Here is a 17,721-nt window from a genome sequence, read left to right on the forward strand (position 1 = left end):
AGCTAAGACAATTTATGTCAAAATACCCGAAAAACTCGCCGAATAGGTGTAAGTCGATTTACGTCGGCATTGTGGCCATCCTTTCGAACTTCGCGTCGACCGGATCGAAGTCGGGTTGATTGATGTTCGTCATTGCTGCCCGCTGCACTTCATCAAGCGCGGCTATCTTCACATTGATGGTCGGGACGACAAGGGTCATTACCGCCGGGGACCGATCTGGAAAAAACCCTGCCATCATAAGGCGTTGGTAAGCCATCGTCGCCTGTTTCTGATCGCTGCGCTGTGGCATACGGGTGTAAACGTGATCAAGCCGCGCCATCTGTGTTGTCTCAATATCCAGAAACGATTGATCCAGCATCCGGCCAAATTCTTCGCCAGCCGGAAGGCGGGCAATCGGACGACCAATGCTGGAGCGGGCGTAATCCTGACCGAACCAATTCACGTATGCCGAGCAATTTCCGAACTCCACGCAAATCCAACCCGAATCAGAATTGCGATAAACCATGAGATATGGACGCACGTGAGACAGATGAGAGCTTTCAATTTCACCCGACGCCATCACCCAGGCGCGATAGGTTTCACGCAGAAGGACCGACTCGTCCCGCCAGATATCTCCCAGCGGCCGTTGCTGTTGATAAAAGACCCAATCTCCCTCTTGGGCCTGCAGATATTGTAGCGCGCCGCGCACGCCGGTCTGACCCCGCGACCATACCCGGGCGTGCATGAGGAGTTCGCGAGCCTCGGGTAATGCGGCCTCTCCCGCCTCGGTCAGTTCGTACCGCCGATCCTTGGTCCGAAACAGCTCTTCGCCCCGCATCGCCTCAAGTTGCGAGATATGCCGACGAACCGTTTGACGCGTGCTGTTCAGCTGGGTCACGGCGTGGGACAGGTTCAGTGTTTCGGCCAACGTGGTGAACGAGCGGATCATCTCGAACAACAGTGGTTGGTTCAATTCACTCAGATTGGGCGTAGGTGCGTTCACATTTCAGCCTGATGGATGATCAACAATACATCTACGTTAAACAAATCATACATTAATGCAACATTTACGTGTGGTTTACGGTACAAATCTACTCAATTGAACCGTAGCGTGTACTGGGCGATCACTTCCATAGAACAACCGGAGGTAATCAGTCATGTCGCATCCTGTCGACGTACACGTTGGTAAGCGCTTAAAACAAATCCGCACCTTGCGCCGGATGTCACAAACAGATGTGGCAAAGCGTTTGGAGCTCTCTTTTCAACAAATCCAGAAATACGAAATCGGTTCGAATCGAATCGCTGCGAGCCGTCTTTTTGAACTTTCGCGCATCCTCGACGTGCCTACGTCATATTTCTTCGAAGGTCTTGCGGAGGTAAGCAATACAGCGCCCCGCAGCGATCGTGGGCTTGATATCGTCAACGCTCTCGCAGCGATTGAAGACGACAAGATCAAGTCGCGCATCGTCACCTTCATAGAAGATGTTTCGGGACTGACGGTCACGCGCCGCGCTTCGTAACACGGCATTTCACAAAGCCATTTACTAGTACATTTTTAGTATTTTACTCGGACCGGCTTGCCTAGCGGCAGCCGGTCCGAATTTTTTTTGGATCCGCAAATCCACGGCGCAGGCCGCAATCCGCAAGAATTTCACTTTTTGGCCCGGTGTGATTCGCCCCAAAAGTGCGGAAATAGATGATGCTTTGGTCGTCCGATCATCAGTGTTAGGCTTTGTTATCGATCAGTACGCTCACCCTGATCACATTTTTTGCCAAGCTCTCGCCGCACTGCAGTATAGTGCCACGCAACATTTGAACAAATAGCCGTGTCAAAATGAATATTTGTTGCGCTGCACCTGCAAACTAGATAAGCGGTGACGACGCAAAATACGAGGAGCCACGCCATGGCACATGACGGACAGGATATGGGGACGGCAACGCCGATTCTACTCGATGATTTGCTGGCGCTGACCCGCGCTGCGATTAAGCCGGTTGAAGAGATCACTGAACTGGCCCGGACACGCCTACGCGATCAACTGAGTGTTGACGGGCGAGTGTCCGGTGCCCTGGTTGAACAACACCAGACTGCAGCACATGGCCTTGCCTGGCTTGCGACATACAGCGAAGCCCTCCGTCAAATGCAAAAATGGGCTGAAGCGGTACACGCGCAGTCCAAATTCGGCGAAGTCGAAGCACTGATCCACCAAATCGCCTTTGGCGAATACCTGTGGCAGATCTACGGCGGCATTCAAATGAACCAGGGCGAGGTTCTGCGCTTGCAAGACCTTGGTTTGTCCCAAGACGACATGCGCGGAATGATGGAACCCGCAATCCAGACGCTGACCCAAAGCGGAAACACCCAAGCGGCCCGCGTCCGACTTGTCGAGTTGATGCAGGAACGCAGTGCCGAGATCACGGTTGGCACCTCTGGCCTCGACGAAGAGCTGGAGATGATTCGGGAACAATTCCGCCGGTACGCTGTGGAGAAGGTGGAACCTTTTGCCCACGACTGGCACCTCAAGGACGAATTAATTCCTATGGAGGTGATCGAAGAGTTGGCCGAAATGGGCGTCTTCGGCCTCACCATCCCCGAGGAGTATGGCGGTTTTGGCCTGTCGAAAGCGTCCATGTGCGTGGTTTCCGAAGAGTTGAGCCGTGGTTACATCGGCGTCGGTTCACTTGGGACGCGGTCTGAAATTGCGGCTGAGTTGATCATTGCGGGCGGCACCGAGGAACAGAAACAGAAGTGGCTGCCACAATTGGCCAGCGCTGAAACGTTGCCCACAGCGGTGTTTACCGAACCAAATACCGGTTCTGACCTCGGCTCGCTGCGCACGCGCGCGGTCAAAGACGACAATGGTGACTACAAGATCACGGGCAACAAGACATGGATTACGCATGCCACGCGCACGCAGATCATGACACTGCTTGCGCGCACCGACCCAAACACCAAGGACTACAAGGGCCTGTCGATGTTCCTGGCCGAAAAGACACCAGGTACCGATGAAAACCCCTTCCCCACGAATGGCATGACCGGTGGTGAGATCGAAGTGCTGGGTTATCGCGGCATGAAGGAATACGAGCTGGGCTTCGACGACTTCCACGTGAAGGGCGAAAACCTGCTTGGTGGCGAAGAAGGCAAAGGCTTCAAACAGCTGATGGAGACCTTCGAATCCGCGCGCATCCAGACTGCGGCCCGTGCCATCGGCGTGGCACAGTCTGCGCTCGATATTTCGATGCAATACGCGCAGGACCGCAAGCAGTTCGGCAAATCCCTGATCAACTTCCCCCGTGTCGCAAATAAACTGGCGATGATGGCAGTTGAGATCATGATTGCCCGCCAGCTCACATATTTCTCGGCCTTCGAGAAAGACGAGGGCCGCCGCTGCGATGTCGAAGCAGGCATGGCGAAACTGCTTGGCGCGCGTGTCGCATGGGCTGCAGCCGACAATGGGCTGCAAATCCATGGCGGCAACGGTTTTGCCCTGGAATACAAAATTTCCAGGGTTCTGTGCGACGCACGTATTCTTAACATCTTTGAAGGCGCGGCCGAGATTCAGGCCCAGGTCATTGCACGCAGACTTCTGGGGTAGACCGCTTTCCGACGCAGAAACCGACACCGGAAACTGTGTTGATCTCGGGTCGCCGTGATTGACCGTCTGTGCAAAACCTTCAAGGTGGCAGCATGCTCACATTTGCTGCCGCCGTTTTCTTCTTGATCATTACACCCGGCCCGGGCGTTTTGTCGGCGGCGGGTGTTGGGGCTGCCTACGGCGTACGTTCTGGCATGCGGTACGTTCTCGGCCTTTTTATCGGCAACAATCTCGTCATCCTTGCGGTGATCACCGGCCTCGCCGCACTGATCCTTGCGAACCCGATTGTCCGAACCGTGCTTTTTGCATTGTCTACATTCTACCTTCTCTATTTGGCGTTGCGGATCGCCTTTGCCGGATCAGAGCTTGCCTTCGCGCCTGCCACAACTGAACCCGGCGTGCTTAACGGAATCCTGCTGCAACCGATCAATCCCAAGGCCTATGCCGTCAACACTGCCCTCTTCTCGGGCTTCGCAGTGATGCCTGACGCCGTCCTGACAGAAGCCGTTTGGAAACTGCTGATCGTGAATGCAATCTGGGTTCCGATCCACTTCGTCTGGGTCTGGTTCGGCGTGCGATTGAAACAGCTTGATTTGCCCGCACAGCTGCAACGGCGGGTCAACTACGGCATGGCAGCCTCGATGCTGCTGGTGGTCGGACTGGCTGTAATCGCTGAGATTTGACGCAGACGCCTCACAGGCCTTTGCTCGCAAGATAGGCAAATTTCTTCGTGGCGTGTGCGGCAAAACGCTCATACCGCAAGTTGTGGCCGCTTTCGCTTGCACCCCCGCATACCCGGACGTATCGCAAGGCCATGGCAAAAGCTCCCCTCTCCCCCGCTGCCTGGATTGATGCCGGGCTGGAACAGCTCACCGCTCAAGGGCCACTGGCCCTGCGAGCAGAGCCCCTTTCGCGCCACTTAAAGACGTCAAAGGGTTCATTTTATTGGCATTTCAAGGATGTGCCAGCCTTTCAGAAGGCCTTACTGGCTGAATGGAAATCTCGCGCCCTGCACACCTTGAGGGAAGACAGTGCCCAGAATGGCACGGCAACCGACAAGATGATCCGCTTCGGTCAGAGCGTGCAGGAAGATGCCGCTGGCCCGGCGCTTCGCGCGTGGGCACAGCAGGACAAAGCAGTCGCAAAGGCATTGTCCGAAGTCGACAAGACACGGCTGACGCGCCTCACCGATCTGATGTCCGATATCGGTGTCACGAACGAGGAGTTTTCAAAGGCGGCCTATGGTTCCCTGGTTGGTTTGAAACAAATGCACTCGGACGATGGCGATGCCTTGGTGGCGTTCGCGGCACTTGTTGACTTGGTGATGGCCCTTAAATGATCCGCGCCGCCGCGCTGACGCTTTTGGCGTCAATCCCGGCATGCCAGGCTGATGAAACCGTTGCACGCTATGGTGCCGCTGGTCGCGTGTGGGAATTGCAAACTCTAAACGGCACCGCATTTCCTGCGCGCGCAACGCTGGAATTCGAGGCAGGCGGGCCCGTCTCGGGTTTCGCACCGTGCAACCGCTTCACAACGACCAACACGGTTCCGTATCCTTGGTTTGAACTCACCCCCATCGCGGCCACGCGCACGGCCTGTCCAGACCTCGAGTCCGAGGCGGCTTATCTGGAGGCGATGGCCCGGATGACCCAGTCCGAAGTCCGCCAAGGCACGTTGTTCTTACGCAACGACGAAGACGAGGAACTGGTGTTCACAACAACCGATTGAGCGCATCAACAAAACGCGCCCGCGCCTCTGGCAACGGTTTTGAACCCCGATCGGGGGCCAGGTGGTGCGCCAGAAAGTATCCAGTGGTCTCGAGGCCCTGTGCGATCTCGGCATTCGGCGCGTCCCCTTCGCGACGCAGCACAGCCGGAAGAGGTAACAGGCGATCCGCCCATTCACCCGCGCCCTCCTTTGACACCGCGCGCCCGGATTTTGGCGAGACATAGATCAACCCTTCGGTTGCACCTGTGACTGCGCATGTGCTGAGATCAAGACCAAAGCCCATCTCTTGTAACAGCGCCAACTCCCATTGCAGGTAAGCCAACGGCCACAGGTCATCCTGACCCAGCAGGTCAAGAAGCGCTTCGGTCCGGCGATACAGGGGACCATGTGCCTCGCGCTCTGGCAGGCAAAAGACCAGCAGGCCCGTGACCGCATTCAACCCAGCCAAGGCCAACCGATTGCCCATGACCAAGGCGGCACGGCTGCGCACGGGCTCGACCGCGAAGGTGCCGATATGCTCTTCAAGGCGCGCGCGCCACGCCACGTCCAATTGAGCACCCGGTTGCAGGATCGGAGCAATCTTGCGGCTTGTGCCGCCGCGTACAACACCCGCATGCCGCCCACGATCTTCGGTAAAAACATCAATAATGGCACTGGCTTCACCATGACGGCGCACGCTCAGCAATATGCCCGTGCCGCGCCAGTCCATCTCAGGTCAGCCCATCCTGATCCAGCAGATGGCGTCCCGCACGGTCCTCCACCTCAATCACCCAAAGGTCCGGATCAAACCCACGTTGCCGGGCAACCGCCGCGTCCACATCGCCCTCGGCACCAGACGACAGCTCGGCCCAAACACGGGTGTCGGACATCAGATCGAAGGATCGTTGGTAAAGCACAGCCTGACCATCCAACGTGTTCAGCTTCACCAGCACCGCTCCACCCGTGTCATCCCCATGGGCAACAACAAATCCGGGAATATCCTGAAAGCGCAGCCGCGCCAGATAGGCATCAACCCAGAACCGGGAGGTCAGCTTGGGCGCCACATCCATCCCTTCCCTGTTTCAAAAAAATCCTCCCCGAAGGGTCGGGTGGCAAATCTCTCAGGCATTGCCATCTTTGAAATCCAGACCCATCTGGTCGTAGCGCTCCGCTTCATCCAGCCATTTCTCGCGCACTTTGACCTGCAGGAACAAATGCACCTTTCGGCCAAGGAACTCAGTCAATTCCTCGCGTGCCGCGCGGCTGACCGCCTTGATCGTCTCGCCCCGATGGCCAAGGACGATACCCTTGTGTCCGTCTCGGCTGACATAGATGATCTGGTCCACCTTGGCCGATCCGTCCTTACGCTCTTCCCAGGCCTCGGTTTCGACCGTCAGCTGGTACGGCAATTCCTGATGCAGGCGCAGGGTCAGTTTTTCACGGGTCATCTCAGCTGCGATCATGCGCATCGGCAAGTCAGCGATCTGGTCCTCCGGGTAAAGCCACGGGCCCTCGGGCATCTGCACTGCGAGCCACTGGCGCAGCGCATCCACGCCATGCCCTTTCTCGGCCGAGATCATGAAGGTTTCAGCGAACTCAAACCGCTCGTTCAGATCCTTGGTCAGGCCCAACAGAACCGGCGCCTCGACCCGGTCGATCTTGTTGATGGCAAGCGCCACCGTGCGGCCTTGCCCAATCTCGGCCATACCTTCCAGAATGCGCTCCACCCCGGCGGTAACGCCGCGATGCGCCTCAATCATAAGGACAACCACATCAGCATCCGCAGCGCCGCCCCACGCAGCGGCGACCATCGCACGATCCAGACGACGGCGCGGCTGGAACAGGCCGGGTGTGTCGACAAAGACGATCTGGCTGTCCCCTTCCATCGCTACACCGCGAATGCGGGCGCGGGTGGTCTGCACCTTGTGGGTGACAATGCTGACCTTGGCCCCCACCATGGTGTTCAGCAGGGTGGATTTGCCTGCATTGGGTTCTCCGATCAGGGCGACAAAGCCCGCGCGGGTGGTCATGTCTGTCCCTCCAGTTCCTGCAAAAGCGCCTGCGCTGCCGCTTGCTGCGCTTCGCGTTTCGACCCGGCGGTCGCAGTTGCCTCTGCACCCGTCGACAGACGGGCGGCGATGGTGAAAATCGGTTGGTGATCAGGGCCTGAACGGGCCGTTTCCACATATTGCGGCGGGGTAAGGCCCCGGGCCTGCGCCCATTCCTGCAGCGCTGTCTTGGCGTCGCGCGCATCAGCATCGACACGGGCGATCCGATCACCCCAAAGGCGCAGGATCAAAGCCTTTGCCGCATCAAACCCGCCATCCAGATACACGGCGGCGATGACCGCCTCGACCGCGTCACCCAACAATGCCTGCTTTCGCCGACCACCTGACAGCATCTCGGACCGCCCAAGGCGCAACACAGCCCCCAGATCGACATCACGGGCCACATCAGCACAGGTTTCCTTGCGCACCAAGGCGTTAAACCGAGGGGCCAACGCCCCTTCCGCGGCGCCGGGATCGGCCTCAAGCAGCGCCTGGGCCATCACCAGCCCCAGCACGCGGTCACCCAGAAACTCCAAACGTTGATTGTCGGACCGGGTGGACGAAGACATGGACGCATGGGTCACCGCCTCGACCAGCAGATCAGGCGCGGCAAAGCTGTGCCCGATACGGCCTTCGAAGGCCGTCAGCTCTGCTCCCAGCTTCACTCGATTCCCTTGAAGTAGCGGTCGCCACGCCACGTCCAGAAAAACAGCATCGATCGCCCGGCAGACGAAAACATGATGCGATCCGCACGACCGATGAGGTTTTCGAAGGGCACGTATCCAACGCCACCTGCAACCTGCGCCAACCGACTGTCGGACGAGTTGTCGCGGTTGTCACCCATAAAGAAGTAATGGCCTTCGGGTACCCGATAGATCGGCGTGTTGTCCGATTGCTGTACCCCGACATTGAGAACGATGTGCTGTTCGCCGTTGGGGAACGTCTCGAGGAACCGGGACTTTGTGCAATCGGCCCCCTGCCCTACAGCCCCGCTCTCGCAACGCGGCAACAAGCCCTGCGGCCCCTGGCGATCGAACACTTCCGAGAATGTGCCGGCAGGTTCTTGTGACACCGGTTCGCCATTCAGAATGATCTGACCGTTCCGGACCTGAACAGTGTCGCCGGGCAAGCCTACAACGCGCTTGATGAAATCGGCACCGGACACGGGGTGGCGGAAAACCACGACGTCACCGCGCTCGGGCTCGCCCACCCAGATGCGGGTGTTGTCGCCATCAATGAAGCCACACAGCCTTTGCGCATTCAAACCAATGGCCGGGATCGACGGGCAGGACGCATAGGAATAACCGTACGCCATCTTGTTCACGAACAGAAAATCACCGATCAGCAGTGTTTCTTTCATCGACCCGGACGGAATCCAGAACGGTTGAAAGAACAGCGTGCGGAACACCCCGGCAATCAGCAGCGCATACACGATGGTCTTGATCGTCTCGATCACGCCGTTCTGGGACTTTTCCTTGGCGGCCATCGCACGCTCCTTCGGGGTAGGTTCAGGGCTACATGCGGGCGCGGCCCGGGGGTGTCAAGGCGCAGGATCAGATTGAAGCGGGCGGGCCTCGATCACCACAAATGCTTGCGCCCAAGGGTGGTCATCGGTCAGCGTGACGTGGATGATCGCCTCATGCCCCGAGGGGGTCATGCTGGCAAGGCGTTCCTCCGCCCAACCTGTGACATGCATAATGGGCTGACCAGTCCGCAGATTGGTCACGGCCATGTCTTTCCAAGAGATCCCCATGCGCAATCCGGTGCCCAGCGCTTTTGAGCACGCCTCTTTCGCGGCCCAGCGCTTGGCATAGGTGCCGGGCGTATCGGCCCGTCGTTCGGCCTTGGCCTGTTCGATGTCAGTGAACACGCGGTTGCGGAACCGGTCTCCGAACCGTTCAAGCGTGCCAGCGATCCGGTCGATATTGGCCAGATCGGTGCCAACACCAAGGATCATGCCGGGGCCTCGATATCATAGACGATAATGCCGTCCGCGCCGCCCTCGCACAGCGCAACGAGCCGCCCACCCAACGCTTGATGCTCGGGATCCACAGCGTAAGCCGCGAGTGCCTTTGCATTCTCTGCATCAAGCGTGAAGCCATAGGGGTAATCGGGGGTCTTTCCCTCGTAGTCGCGATTCGGACCGGCCCGGAATCCTGAACAGCCGTCTAATCGGCGTACCAAGTCCTCGAGATCCAGCATGATCTTGTCCAGTTCAGCTGTATCAGCCTTGGGTGACAGACTTAGAAACACACAGTGGCGGATCATCAACGAGTCCCCTCTCTTCTGGCCAAAACTCGTTCAATTCAATCGCTGTGCCGTCCGAGATGCAAGACTGACCCGCCACCGCACCGGCATTGTCGGGCAGCAGCGCGGTTCATCCGGCCCCAGCATGATTGTCGTCAGGTCAACATGGGCGGGACCAAACGAAGCATCACGGGGTGATTGACCAAAGAGACCTTCAACCGGCCCCGCAAACGTCCAACCGGCGGTCGTGCGCTGATAAACTCCCACGGCGATCGATGTGTTTCCGGCTGAACCCGGAACGTATTCATAGACGATACCAAGCGCGCGTGTTGCCGTCGCCGGATTCGTTTGATCGGGCAACCAGAACGAGGCCTCAGCCGTGCCGGACGCCGTCAACGTAGAGAACAACAGCCTGTCCAGATCAGGCCAGGCACCTTGTTGCGCCGTGGTTGACGATGCCGAGATGGCCAGTGCCAGAATGAATGCCCCCAAACGCATTACGCCAATACCTTCCGTGCCTCATCCATCAGACGGCGCATTTCCCGGATGGCCGGGTCCAATCCAAGAAAGACGGCCTCGCCTATCAGAAAATGCCCGATGTTCAGCTCCATCACCTCGGGAAAGGCCGCGACAGGTGACACGGTCTCATATGTCAAACCATGGCCCACATGCACTTCAAGACCCAGCGAATGCGCGAAGCTCGACATGTCGCGCATCGCTTCCAGCTCGCGATCGCGATCTGCGATGCGCCCCTCATGGTGCGCATCGCAATAGGCACCCGAGTGCAGTTCGATCACCTGCGCCCCGATGCGGTGGGCCGCCTCGATCTGACGCTTGTCCGCGGCTATGAAGATGGACACACGGCAGCCGGCCTCACGCAGCGGCGCAATGAAATGCGCCAGGCGATTTTCTTCCCGTGCAACCTCAAGGCCCCCTTCCGTTGTCCGCTCTTCACGCTTTTCTGGAACGATGCACACGGCATGAGGTTTGTGACGCAGCGCAATGGTCTGCATTTCTTCTGTCGCTGCCATCTCAAAGTTCAAGGGGACTGACAGTACGTCCATCAAGCCCTCGATATCCGCATCGGAAATGTGCCTGCGGTCCTCCCTCAGATGCGCCGTGATGCCGTCGGCTCCGGCGGCTTCTGCAAGCTTTGCCGCCCGCAAAGGATCAGGGGTGTCGCCTCCGCGTGCATTGCGCACGGTGGCGACGTGGTCGATATTCACACCAAGGCGAAGTCTTCCCAAGGGATCTGTCATCGGGGTTGTCCTTCCAATGTCTTCACGCGCAACCTAGTGCGGATGCAAATGCCTGGAAATACGGACAAAGCCGTAAAATTGTACCAAGAGCCTAGTCGATTTTCTGCTTGGCCGCAGCGGCCTTGCTTGCGGCCTTGGCCTTCAAAGCCTCGAACTTGGCCTTGATCGCACCTTTGCGCCGTTTCTGATAAGCGCGAATGACCGGTACAGAGACGTAGTAGCAAATGGTGGCCGCGATGACACCAGGCACGATCCCACCGATAAGGTAGGGAAAGAAAATCTCGTCATAAAAAATGCTCAGCTTGGTCCAGTCGCGTGGCTCACCCATAAGCACATGCTTCAGGTTGAGCCACAGGTCAGCGCCCGCATCAACGAACTTGCCGCCAAAAGACCGTTCCGTTTCTTCCTTCATTTCAGCCCCGAGCAACCAGTGCCCGGTCTGCAGGGACACCAGACCGATTGGGACATAGGTGAGAGGATTGCCAAAAAAGGTCGCCATCAAGGATGCAACGATATTCCCGCGCATCGCTGTCGCGATAAAGGCGGCGACGACGAAATGCAGGCCATAGAATGGGGTGAAGGTGGTGAACACCCCCGCCCAGATGCCACGCGCGATCTTCTCTGGCCGGTCGGGCAGCCTGCGAACACGGTGTTTGACGTACTGAAACGCACGACTCCATCCGCCGCGCGGCCAGAGAAATTCCAGCACGGCGCGCAGAAATGGCTTGGGGTCGCGGCGCTTGAACACCAATGTCTTGTCGCCCTTCGTTGCGCCTTAGCCCGCGATCATCGTTTGCCCGGCTGATGGCTCGGGACGACGGAAGCGGTCGATGGCGGCCACATCACTTTCTGCCTGGAGCGCCCCCATCAGCGTATGCAAATGCTGGGCATCCCGAAGCTCTACGTAGATCATAAGTCTGAAAAAGTCAGGTTTACGATCCATGAATTCCAGGTTGGAAATATTGGCCCTGCTCTCACCAATCAATGTGCAAATACGTCCCAGGACACCCGCGTCATTGCCGATGGTCAGATCAAGCGTCACGCCGTACACAGCCGGATGGCTGCCATCGTGCCAGTGCAGGTCGAGCCAGCGGTCGGGCTGGTTTTCGTATTCGGCAAGGCGCGCGCAATCAATGGCGTGCACAACCACACCCTCCCCGCGAAAGGTGATTCCGACGATGCGCTCACCCGGCAAAGGCTCGCAGCATGTCGCGCGTTTGAACGACTGGCCCGGCAAAAGGCCGATCACGGCGCGGCGGGCATCAACCTGCTTGCCGGATTTCGGTGTCAAATCGGGATAGATGGCTTGCACCACCTCGCGTCCCGTCAGTTCCGCAGACCCCAAGCGGGCCAGCACTTCGTCGGCATCCTTCAAACGCAGTCGCTTGGCTGCAGCATCCAATGCCTTGTCCGTGGCTTTCTTGCGCACATGGGCAAATGCTGAGCGGGCCAACTCGCGCCCCAACGTGATAAAGCGATCACGATCCGCCTCGCGCAAGGACCGACGGATCGCCGTCTTGGCCTTGCCGGTCGTGGCAATCTCCAGCCATGTCGCCTGGGGTGTCTGACCTTCGGCGGTGATGATTTCGACCGATTGACCATTCTTGACCCGAGTCCAAAGCGGCACGCGCATGCCATCCACCTTGGCGCCGACACAGGCGTTCCCGATCCTTGTGTGGATCGCATAGGCGAAATCGATGGGTGTGGCACCTTTTGGCAATTTCACCACCTCACCCTTGGGGGTAAAGCAGAACACCTGGTCCGAATACATCTCGAGCTTTACCGCTTCGAGGAAATCTTCGTGATCTTCCTCACTGTCGAATTGCTCAGTCAGTTGGGAAATCCACTTGGCCGGATCCACTGCAAACGGGTTCTGTGACCGCACGCCATCACGATAGGACCAGTGGGCGGCCACACCAGTTTCTGCCACATCATGCATCTGGCGTGTGCGGATCTGTACCTCGACCCGCTTGCCGTCGCGCCCAGACACGGTGGTGTGAATGGACCGATATCCGTTGGTCTTCGGCTGGCTGATGTAATCCTTGAAGCGCCCCGGCACTGCACGCCAGCGCTGATGAATGGCACCGAGCGCGCGATAGCAGTCTTCCTCAGACCCAGTGATGACGCGGAAGCCGTATATGTCGGACAGACGGGAAAAGGATTGATCCTTTTCCTGCATCTTGCGCCAGATGGAATATGGTTTCTTGGCGCGGCCAAATACTTCGGCCTCAATGTGCACCTTTTCCAATTCGAACCGCATATCTCCCGTAATGCGCTGAATAACATCGCCCGTTTCACGTTGCATGGTAATGAAGCGGCGAATGATAGACGATCTGGCCTCTGGGTTGAGTACCTTGAACGCAAGATCCTCAAGCTCTTCACGCATCCACTGCATACCCATGCGACCGGCAAGCGGCGCAAAGATGTCCATGGTCTCGCGGGCCTTTTGAACCTGCTTGTCCGACCGCATGGACTTGATCGTGCGCATGTTGTGCAGACGGTCACTGAGTTTGACAAGGATAACGCGCATGTCTTTTGACATGGCCATGAACAGCTTGCGGAAATTCTCGGCCTGCTTGGTCTCGACCGATGACAGCTGCAGATTGGTCAACTTGGTGACGCCATCAACAAGCTTGGCGACCTCATCCCCAAACTCTTCCGCAACCATGGCATAGCTCGCCTTGGTGTCCTCGATTGTGTCGTGCAGAAGGGCGGTGACGATGGTTGCATCGTCCAGCTGCTGCTCGGTCAGGATGGCAGCGACGGCAACAGGGTGCGTGAAATACGGCTCGCCCGAATGGCGGAATTGGCCATCATGCATCTGCCCACCAAAGGCATAGGCCCGGCGGATCAGGTCTTCGTTTGTCTTGGGGTTGTAGTTGCGGACCAGCGCGATCAGATCGTCGTCAGAGATCATCCGGTCCGCACCTGACTGGGGTCAGCCCTGGCCTTGCGCGGCCATCAACTGACGCAGAAGCATCTCTTCGGACATGCTGTCTTCTTCCGGCTTGTCCTGCTCGGCGCCCATAAGAAGTGCCATTGCGTCTTCTTCGGCCTCGTCCACTTCGATCTGACTTTGGTTCGATTCGATCAGACGCTCGCGCAGTTCCTCAGAACTTTGGGTCTCGTCCGCAATCTCACGCAGGGACACAACGGGGTTCTTGTCGTTGTCACGATCCACGGTAATGGGTGCACCTGACGAAATCTCGCGGGCGCGATGTGCAGCCAGCATTACCAGTTCGAAACGGTTCGGAACCTTGTCAACGCAGTCTTCAACGGTCACGCGGGCCATGGGTGTGCTCCAGATCAGGCGGGTTAGATAGAAGGGTGTTATCTAGGCCCGATTGCAGGGAATGACAAGCGCCTATTCCATTGGCACGATGGCCTCAAGATCAGCAGCCGACAGGGCATCCCGCATCTGAGTTACGGACTCGCGCGTGATCGGATGTACCCAATCAGGTGCGACATCCGCCAAGGGCACAAGCACAAAGGCCCGCTCGTGCATGCGGGGATGCGGCAACAGCAACTGCCCCGGGGCCATTTCCTTCTGCTTATCCAATGGCAAGTCCATCCATGTACGCAACACCGCGACACTCGGGCGGATAACATCGTCCTGTGCCAATAAATCCAGATCTATGGCGCGCTGTTCCCAGCGTGCTTTGCGACGGCGCCCCAGACTGGCTTCGATCTCGTGCAAACGGGCAATCGCTTCTGACGATGACCAAGGGGCGCTCACGACAATCGCGGCGTTCACAAAGTCCGGACCACTGTTGGCCGGTACTGCCGGTGTGCGGAAAAAGCGACTTTGAGCGCGAACCACTGCACCTGCTTTTTCAATCGAATCGATGGCGTTTTGAAGTGTTTCGGTCGGTGATCCGACCACTGATTGCATGTTTGACCCTAGGGCAATTAGCAACTTTGATCTATTATAAGGCATAGTTTCGCTTATTTTGAGCCCATCAGTGACTTGCGACATATTTAAAATCACCTATTTTCCGAGAACCGTCGCTCGCGTTTTTACGCACTCACTCACGGAAATCACAGGCGGTACCCGAATTTTCGGAAGGACATTTTATGTTTTACAAAGACGAACGGCTGGCGCTGTTCATCGACGGTTCGAACCTATACGCTGCGGCCAAAGCGCTTGGGTTCGATATCGACTACAAGTTACTGCGACAGGAGTTCATGCGTCGAGGCAAGTTGCTTCGCGCTTTCTACTACACTGCGCTGTTGGAAAATGACGAGTATTCGCCGATCCGGCCTTTGGTCGATTGGTTGAACTACAACGGTTTTACCATGGTGACCAAGCCGGCCAAGGAATACACCGACTCGATGGGGCGCCGTAAGGTAAAAGGGAACATGGACATCGAATTAGCGGTGGACGCCATGGAACTTGCGCCGCGTGTCGACCATATCGTTCTGTTTTCCGGCGACGGCGACTTTCGCCCACTTGTGGAAAGCCTTCAGCGGCAGGGCGTTCGCGTTTCCGTCGTATCGACAATCCGCAGCCAAACCCCGATGATTTCCGACGACCTGCGTCGTCAGGCAGACAACTTCATCGAGTTGGACGAACTGAAAGATGTCATAGGCCGCCCTCCGCGCGAACCAATGCCCGAGCGCGAAGAGCGGGTTCAGGCACAAGGCTAAGCTCACAGATAAAGACGGCCAGCGGCATTGTGCTGCCGCTGGCTGTCCGTTCATAAAGTGTTTGGTTCTAAAATAGTGCTGCGCGCCATTGGATAGAACGCACCACAGTGTTTTAAAACGAAAATCACTGTGCCAGTATCCCCCTGTTTGGGGGGGAATCTGACTGTGTATCGTGACGCCGAAGCGCTGGAGCATTTGACAACGGTAGATGCACTTTGGGACGGTGTTGTCCAAAGGTTGCGTGCGCGTGGAATTCACCACGTTATCTACATCACAGCCGAAGGTTCGCCACCGCAGGCCAGCAGGCTCCTGACGACATGTCCAGACCTTTATGCCGACGCTCACCCGGACAATGACCCGTTCCTCAGCCATTGTTGCGACAGCTATCAGATCACTCCGACCGGTCCCGAGTTTCTGCCGCAACATGCCTACCTTCCCGATGCGGCGAAAGCATTCATCAAAACCGCCCGGGCCGAAGGTTTCCTGACCGGTTTCGGCATTCCCACCCGTCTGCGCGGAGCAGAACGTTACGGTGGCTTCAACCTTGGGACCAAACTGGATCGCGAAACGTTCATGGAGCGTATGTGGCCACAGGCCGAGCAGTTTCGCTTGTTCTGTCTGCTTGTGCACCGCAGGATCGAAGAGCTCTCGGGGGCACAGACCGATCACGACCCGGCCCTGATTGCACCAAACATGCCAACCGCACTCAGCGCGCTCAGTCCTCGCGAGGCCGAGATCATCTACATGCTCGCTCGCGGACTGAGCCGAAAGGAGGCGGCGCGCCTGTGCGGCATCAGCATGAACACCGTCGCGGAATACGCCAAGACAGCCTATCGCAAGCTTGGCATCCACAACCGCGCCGAGGCAGCGCGCCTTGTCTTTGGCAGTACCGATAGCGTGGTCTAGCTCACGCTCTTTACCACAACGCCTCCAGGGCTTACGTCTGTGACAACAACAGGAGCGGCCATGACCAAGCCAGCATTGACCCTATATCTCGCCGCTCCGCGCGGGTTCTGCGCCGGCGTGGACCGCGCCATCAAGATCGTTGAAATGGCTTTGGACAAGTGGGGGGCACCCGTTTTTGTCAGGCACGAGATCGTGCACAACAAGTTCGTCGTGGACAGCCTGCGCGACAAGGGTGCCGTCTTTGTCGAAGAGTTGACGGACTGTCCGGACGATCGACCGGTGATCTTTTCTGCGCACGGCGTGCCCAAGTCGGTCCCACAGGCCGCCCGGGCCCGCGAGATGATCTTCGTCGACGCCACCTGCCCGCTTGTCAGCAAGGTGCACATCGAAGCACAGCGGCATGCGGACAATGGGCTGCAGATGATCATGATCGGTCATGCGGGCCACCCCGAAACGGTCGGGACGATGGGCCAGCTGCCTGACGGTGAAGTGCTGCTTGTGGAAACGGTTAAAGACGTGGCGCAGGTGCACGTCCGCGACGCCGAAAAGCTGGCCTTCGTGACCCAAACCACCCTGTCAGTGGATGACACGGCCGATATCGTCGCGGCCCTTCAAACACGTTTTCCCAGCATCGTTGGTCCGCACAAGGAAGACATCTGCTACGCCACCACCAACCGGCAGGACGCGGTCAAGGCGATGGCCCCCAAATGCGACGCGATGCTGGTGGTCGGTGCCCCCAATTCGTCAAATTCCAAACGGCTGGTCGAAGTCGGCGCGCGCGCGGGCTGCACCTACGCGCAATTGGTACAACGGGCGACAGATATCGATTGGCGCGCACTGGACGGGATCAAAAGCATGGGTATCACAGCCGGCGCATCCGCGCCGGAAGTGCTGATCAACGAAGTCATCAACGCCTTCCGCGACAGATATGACTTGACGGTCGAGATGGTCGAAACAGCGGTCGAGAATGTGGAATTCAAAGTGCCACGGGTTTTGCGAGAGCCTGCATAACAAGCCAATGGCCGCTTTTGACCCAAAGCGTCGAATGCTGCAATATCACCGATATGACTTGTGTGGATGGCACCCGCATAGCAAGGGTTAAATGGGATTGCGTGTACCTTTTCAGAAGCGGTCTTGTGTCCGGCCTATTTGCGCGGCTCTGGCCGCTGGCCCTCCCTCTCGGGACATTGCTGCGCAATGCCCTGCCGGGCAGTGGATGGGATCCGCAGATCAGGTTCCTAACTGCTTTGCGGGCTATGTGTCTGACGTCAGCGCCTATGGGTCCAAATAGCGGTATTTGCTAAGAGAGGGTTTGTTGCTCATCGTGGCCACCAA

At 57.8% G+C, this 17,721-nt stretch carries 22 protein-coding genes; 8 read left to right on the top strand and 14 right to left on the bottom strand.

The window, feature by feature from the left end:
• Positions 1-58: 58 nt before the first annotated feature.
• Positions 59-982, bottom strand: coding sequence for a LysR family transcriptional regulator (locus tag Q1A75_RS07865; protein WP_299551947.1), 924 nt, complete (start codon positions 980-982; stop codon positions 59-61).
• A 154-nt stretch (positions 983-1,136) separates the two neighbouring features.
• Between Q1A75_RS07865 and Q1A75_RS07870 the strand changes: the two genes are divergently transcribed.
• The 5 genes from Q1A75_RS07870 to Q1A75_RS07890 all read left to right on the top strand — a co-directional run bounded on the left by Q1A75_RS07870 (position 1,137) and on the right by Q1A75_RS07890 (position 5,300).
• Positions 1,137-1,499, top strand: a complete 363-nt coding sequence (locus Q1A75_RS07870; RefSeq protein WP_299551944.1) for a helix-turn-helix transcriptional regulator — start codon at positions 1,137-1,139, stop codon at positions 1,497-1,499.
• Positions 1,500-1,883: 384 nt separating this feature from the next.
• Positions 1,884-3,572, top strand: a complete 1,689-nt coding sequence (locus Q1A75_RS07875) for an acyl-CoA dehydrogenase family protein (RefSeq protein ID WP_299551941.1) — start codon at positions 1,884-1,886, stop codon at positions 3,570-3,572.
• A gap of 92 nt (positions 3,573-3,664) precedes the next feature.
• Entirely contained in the window at positions 3,665-4,255 is a 591-nt protein-coding gene (locus Q1A75_RS07880; RefSeq protein WP_299551938.1) for a LysE family translocator, read from the top strand.
• A gap of 131 nt (positions 4,256-4,386) precedes the next feature.
• A complete protein-coding gene (locus Q1A75_RS07885) occupies positions 4,387-4,911 on the top strand; it encodes a TetR/AcrR family transcriptional regulator (protein WP_299551935.1) in 525 nt (174 codons plus the stop codon).
• The gene (locus Q1A75_RS07890) at positions 4,908-5,300 is read left to right on the top strand and encodes an META domain-containing protein (RefSeq protein ID WP_299551932.1); all 393 of its coding nucleotides are present in this window, start codon (positions 4,908-4,910) and stop codon (positions 5,298-5,300) included. The genes Q1A75_RS07885 and Q1A75_RS07890 overlap by 4 nt, the downstream gene beginning before the upstream one ends.
• Here Q1A75_RS07890 and recO read toward each other — a convergent pair.
• The 13 genes from recO to folK all read right to left on the bottom strand — a co-directional run bounded on the left by recO (position 5,284) and on the right by folK (position 14,809).
• Positions 5,284-6,009 carry a DNA repair protein RecO gene (gene recO / locus Q1A75_RS07895; RefSeq protein WP_299551929.1) on the bottom strand — a complete coding sequence of 242 codons (726 nt, stop codon included), beginning with the start codon at positions 6,007-6,009 and terminating at the stop codon, positions 5,284-5,286. The two genes, Q1A75_RS07890 and recO, sit on opposite strands and share 17 nt — an antisense overlap.
• A 1-nt stretch (position 6,010) precedes the next feature.
• Positions 6,011-6,349: a DUF1491 family protein gene (locus Q1A75_RS07900; protein WP_299551926.1), complete on the bottom strand. Its 339-nt coding sequence runs from the start codon at positions 6,347-6,349 to the stop codon at positions 6,011-6,013.
• Positions 6,350-6,400: 51 nt separating this feature from the next.
• On the bottom strand, positions 6,401-7,309 hold the full coding sequence (gene era / locus Q1A75_RS07905; protein WP_299551923.1) for a GTPase Era: 909 nt from the start codon (positions 7,307-7,309) through the stop codon (positions 6,401-6,403).
• Positions 7,306-7,992: a ribonuclease III gene (rnc, locus tag Q1A75_RS07910; RefSeq protein ID WP_299551920.1), complete on the bottom strand. Its 687-nt coding sequence runs from the start codon at positions 7,990-7,992 to the stop codon at positions 7,306-7,308. Before rnc ends, era begins: the two co-directional genes overlap by 4 nt.
• Positions 7,989-8,813, bottom strand: a complete 825-nt coding sequence (lepB, locus tag Q1A75_RS07915) for a signal peptidase I (protein ID WP_299551916.1) — start codon at positions 8,811-8,813, stop codon at positions 7,989-7,991. The genes rnc and lepB overlap by 4 nt, the downstream gene beginning before the upstream one ends.
• Before the next feature lie 54 nt (positions 8,814-8,867).
• On the bottom strand, positions 8,868-9,284 hold the full coding sequence (gene acpS, locus Q1A75_RS07920; protein WP_299551913.1) for a holo-ACP synthase: 417 nt from the start codon (positions 9,282-9,284) through the stop codon (positions 8,868-8,870).
• Complete coding sequence (locus Q1A75_RS07925) at positions 9,281-9,595, bottom strand: Dabb family protein (RefSeq protein WP_299551910.1); 315 nt, start codon at positions 9,593-9,595, stop codon at positions 9,281-9,283. Before Q1A75_RS07925 ends, acpS begins: the two co-directional genes overlap by 4 nt.
• Before the next feature lie 33 nt (positions 9,596-9,628).
• The gene (locus Q1A75_RS07930) at positions 9,629-10,072 is read right to left on the bottom strand and encodes a hypothetical protein (protein ID WP_299551907.1); all 444 of its coding nucleotides are present in this window, start codon (positions 10,070-10,072) and stop codon (positions 9,629-9,631) included.
• Complete coding sequence (locus Q1A75_RS07935) at positions 10,072-10,833, bottom strand: pyridoxine 5'-phosphate synthase (protein WP_299551904.1); 762 nt, start codon at positions 10,831-10,833, stop codon at positions 10,072-10,074. Before Q1A75_RS07935 ends, Q1A75_RS07930 begins: the two co-directional genes overlap by 1 nt.
• Positions 10,834-10,924: 91 nt before the next feature.
• Positions 10,925-11,584: a DUF2062 domain-containing protein gene (locus tag Q1A75_RS07940; RefSeq protein ID WP_299551901.1), complete on the bottom strand. Its 660-nt coding sequence runs from the start codon at positions 11,582-11,584 to the stop codon at positions 10,925-10,927.
• Positions 11,585-11,608: 24 nt separating this feature from the next.
• Positions 11,609-13,750, bottom strand: coding sequence for a bifunctional (p)ppGpp synthetase/guanosine-3',5'-bis(diphosphate) 3'-pyrophosphohydrolase (locus tag Q1A75_RS07945; protein WP_299551898.1), 2,142 nt, complete (start codon positions 13,748-13,750; stop codon positions 11,609-11,611).
• A 21-nt stretch (positions 13,751-13,771) separates the two neighbouring features.
• Positions 13,772-14,125, bottom strand: a complete 354-nt coding sequence (gene rpoZ, locus Q1A75_RS07950) for a DNA-directed RNA polymerase subunit omega (protein WP_299551895.1) — start codon at positions 14,123-14,125, stop codon at positions 13,772-13,774.
• 72 nt (positions 14,126-14,197) lie between these two features.
• Entirely contained in the window at positions 14,198-14,809 is a 612-nt protein-coding gene (gene folK / locus Q1A75_RS07955) for a 2-amino-4-hydroxy-6-hydroxymethyldihydropteridine diphosphokinase (RefSeq protein WP_366142186.1), read from the bottom strand.
• Between the two features lie 98 nt (positions 14,810-14,907).
• On the opposite strand from folK, the gene Q1A75_RS07960 reads away from it, so the two are divergent.
• From Q1A75_RS07960 to ispH, 3 genes are all read left to right on the top strand, one after another.
• Positions 14,908-15,480, top strand: coding sequence for an NYN domain-containing protein (locus Q1A75_RS07960; protein ID WP_299551889.1), 573 nt, complete (start codon positions 14,908-14,910; stop codon positions 15,478-15,480).
• Between the two features lie 165 nt (positions 15,481-15,645).
• A complete protein-coding gene (locus Q1A75_RS07965; RefSeq protein ID WP_299551886.1) occupies positions 15,646-16,386 on the top strand; it encodes a LuxR family transcriptional regulator in 741 nt (246 codons plus the stop codon).
• Positions 16,387-16,446: 60 nt separating this feature from the next.
• Positions 16,447-17,397 carry a 4-hydroxy-3-methylbut-2-enyl diphosphate reductase gene (ispH, locus tag Q1A75_RS07970; protein WP_299551883.1) on the top strand — a complete coding sequence of 317 codons (951 nt, stop codon included), beginning with the start codon at positions 16,447-16,449 and terminating at the stop codon, positions 17,395-17,397.
• Positions 17,398-17,721: the final 324 nt, after the last annotated feature.

This window comes from uncultured Tateyamaria sp., assembly GCF_947504105.1.
GTDB lineage: Bacteria > Pseudomonadota > Alphaproteobacteria > Rhodobacterales > Rhodobacteraceae > Tateyamaria.

What these genes read in the sequence shown, in the direction of transcription:
- Q1A75_RS07870 (WP_299551944.1), top strand. Translation starts at nt 1,137, where the DNA reads ATGTCGCATCCTGTCGACGTACACGTTGGTAAGCGCTTAAAACAAATC.
- Q1A75_RS07875 (WP_299551941.1), top strand. Translation starts at nt 1,884, where the DNA reads ATGGCACATGACGGACAGGATATGGGGACGGCAACGCCGATTCTACTC.
- Q1A75_RS07880 (WP_299551938.1), top strand. Translation starts at nt 3,665, where the DNA reads ATGCTCACATTTGCTGCCGCCGTTTTCTTCTTGATCATTACACCCGGC.
- Q1A75_RS07885 (WP_299551935.1), top strand. Translation starts at nt 4,387, where the DNA reads ATGGCAAAAGCTCCCCTCTCCCCCGCTGCCTGGATTGATGCCGGGCTG.
- Q1A75_RS07890 (WP_299551932.1), top strand. Translation starts at nt 4,908, where the DNA reads ATGATCCGCGCCGCCGCGCTGACGCTTTTGGCGTCAATCCCGGCATGC.
- recO (WP_299551929.1), bottom strand. Translation starts at nt 6,009, where the DNA reads ATGGACTGGCGCGGCACGGGCATATTGCTGAGCGTGCGCCGTCATGGT.
- Q1A75_RS07900 (WP_299551926.1), bottom strand. Translation starts at nt 6,349, where the DNA reads ATGGATGTGGCGCCCAAGCTGACCTCCCGGTTCTGGGTTGATGCCTAT.
- era (WP_299551923.1), bottom strand. Translation starts at nt 7,309, where the DNA reads ATGACCACCCGCGCGGGCTTTGTCGCCCTGATCGGAGAACCCAATGCA.
- lepB (WP_299551916.1), bottom strand. Translation starts at nt 8,813, where the DNA reads ATGGCCGCCAAGGAAAAGTCCCAGAACGGCGTGATCGAGACGATCAAG.
- acpS (WP_299551913.1), bottom strand. Translation starts at nt 9,284, where the DNA reads ATGATCCTTGGTGTTGGCACCGATCTGGCCAATATCGACCGGATCGCT.
- Q1A75_RS07925 (WP_299551910.1), bottom strand. Translation starts at nt 9,595, where the DNA reads ATGATCCGCCACTGTGTGTTTCTAAGTCTGTCACCCAAGGCTGATACA.
- Q1A75_RS07930 (WP_299551907.1), bottom strand. Translation starts at nt 10,072, where the DNA reads ATGCGTTTGGGGGCATTCATTCTGGCACTGGCCATCTCGGCATCGTCA.
- Q1A75_RS07935 (WP_299551904.1), bottom strand. Translation starts at nt 10,833, where the DNA reads ATGACAGATCCCTTGGGAAGACTTCGCCTTGGTGTGAATATCGACCAC.
- Q1A75_RS07945 (WP_299551898.1), bottom strand. Translation starts at nt 13,750, where the DNA reads ATGATCTCTGACGACGATCTGATCGCGCTGGTCCGCAACTACAACCCC.
- rpoZ (WP_299551895.1), bottom strand. Translation starts at nt 14,125, where the DNA reads ATGGCCCGCGTGACCGTTGAAGACTGCGTTGACAAGGTTCCGAACCGT.
- folK (WP_366142186.1), bottom strand. Translation starts at nt 14,809, where the DNA reads ATGTCGCAAGTCACTGATGGGCTCAAAATAAGCGAAACTATGCCTTAT.
- Q1A75_RS07960 (WP_299551889.1), top strand. Translation starts at nt 14,908, where the DNA reads ATGTTTTACAAAGACGAACGGCTGGCGCTGTTCATCGACGGTTCGAAC.
- ispH (WP_299551883.1), top strand. Translation starts at nt 16,447, where the DNA reads ATGACCAAGCCAGCATTGACCCTATATCTCGCCGCTCCGCGCGGGTTC.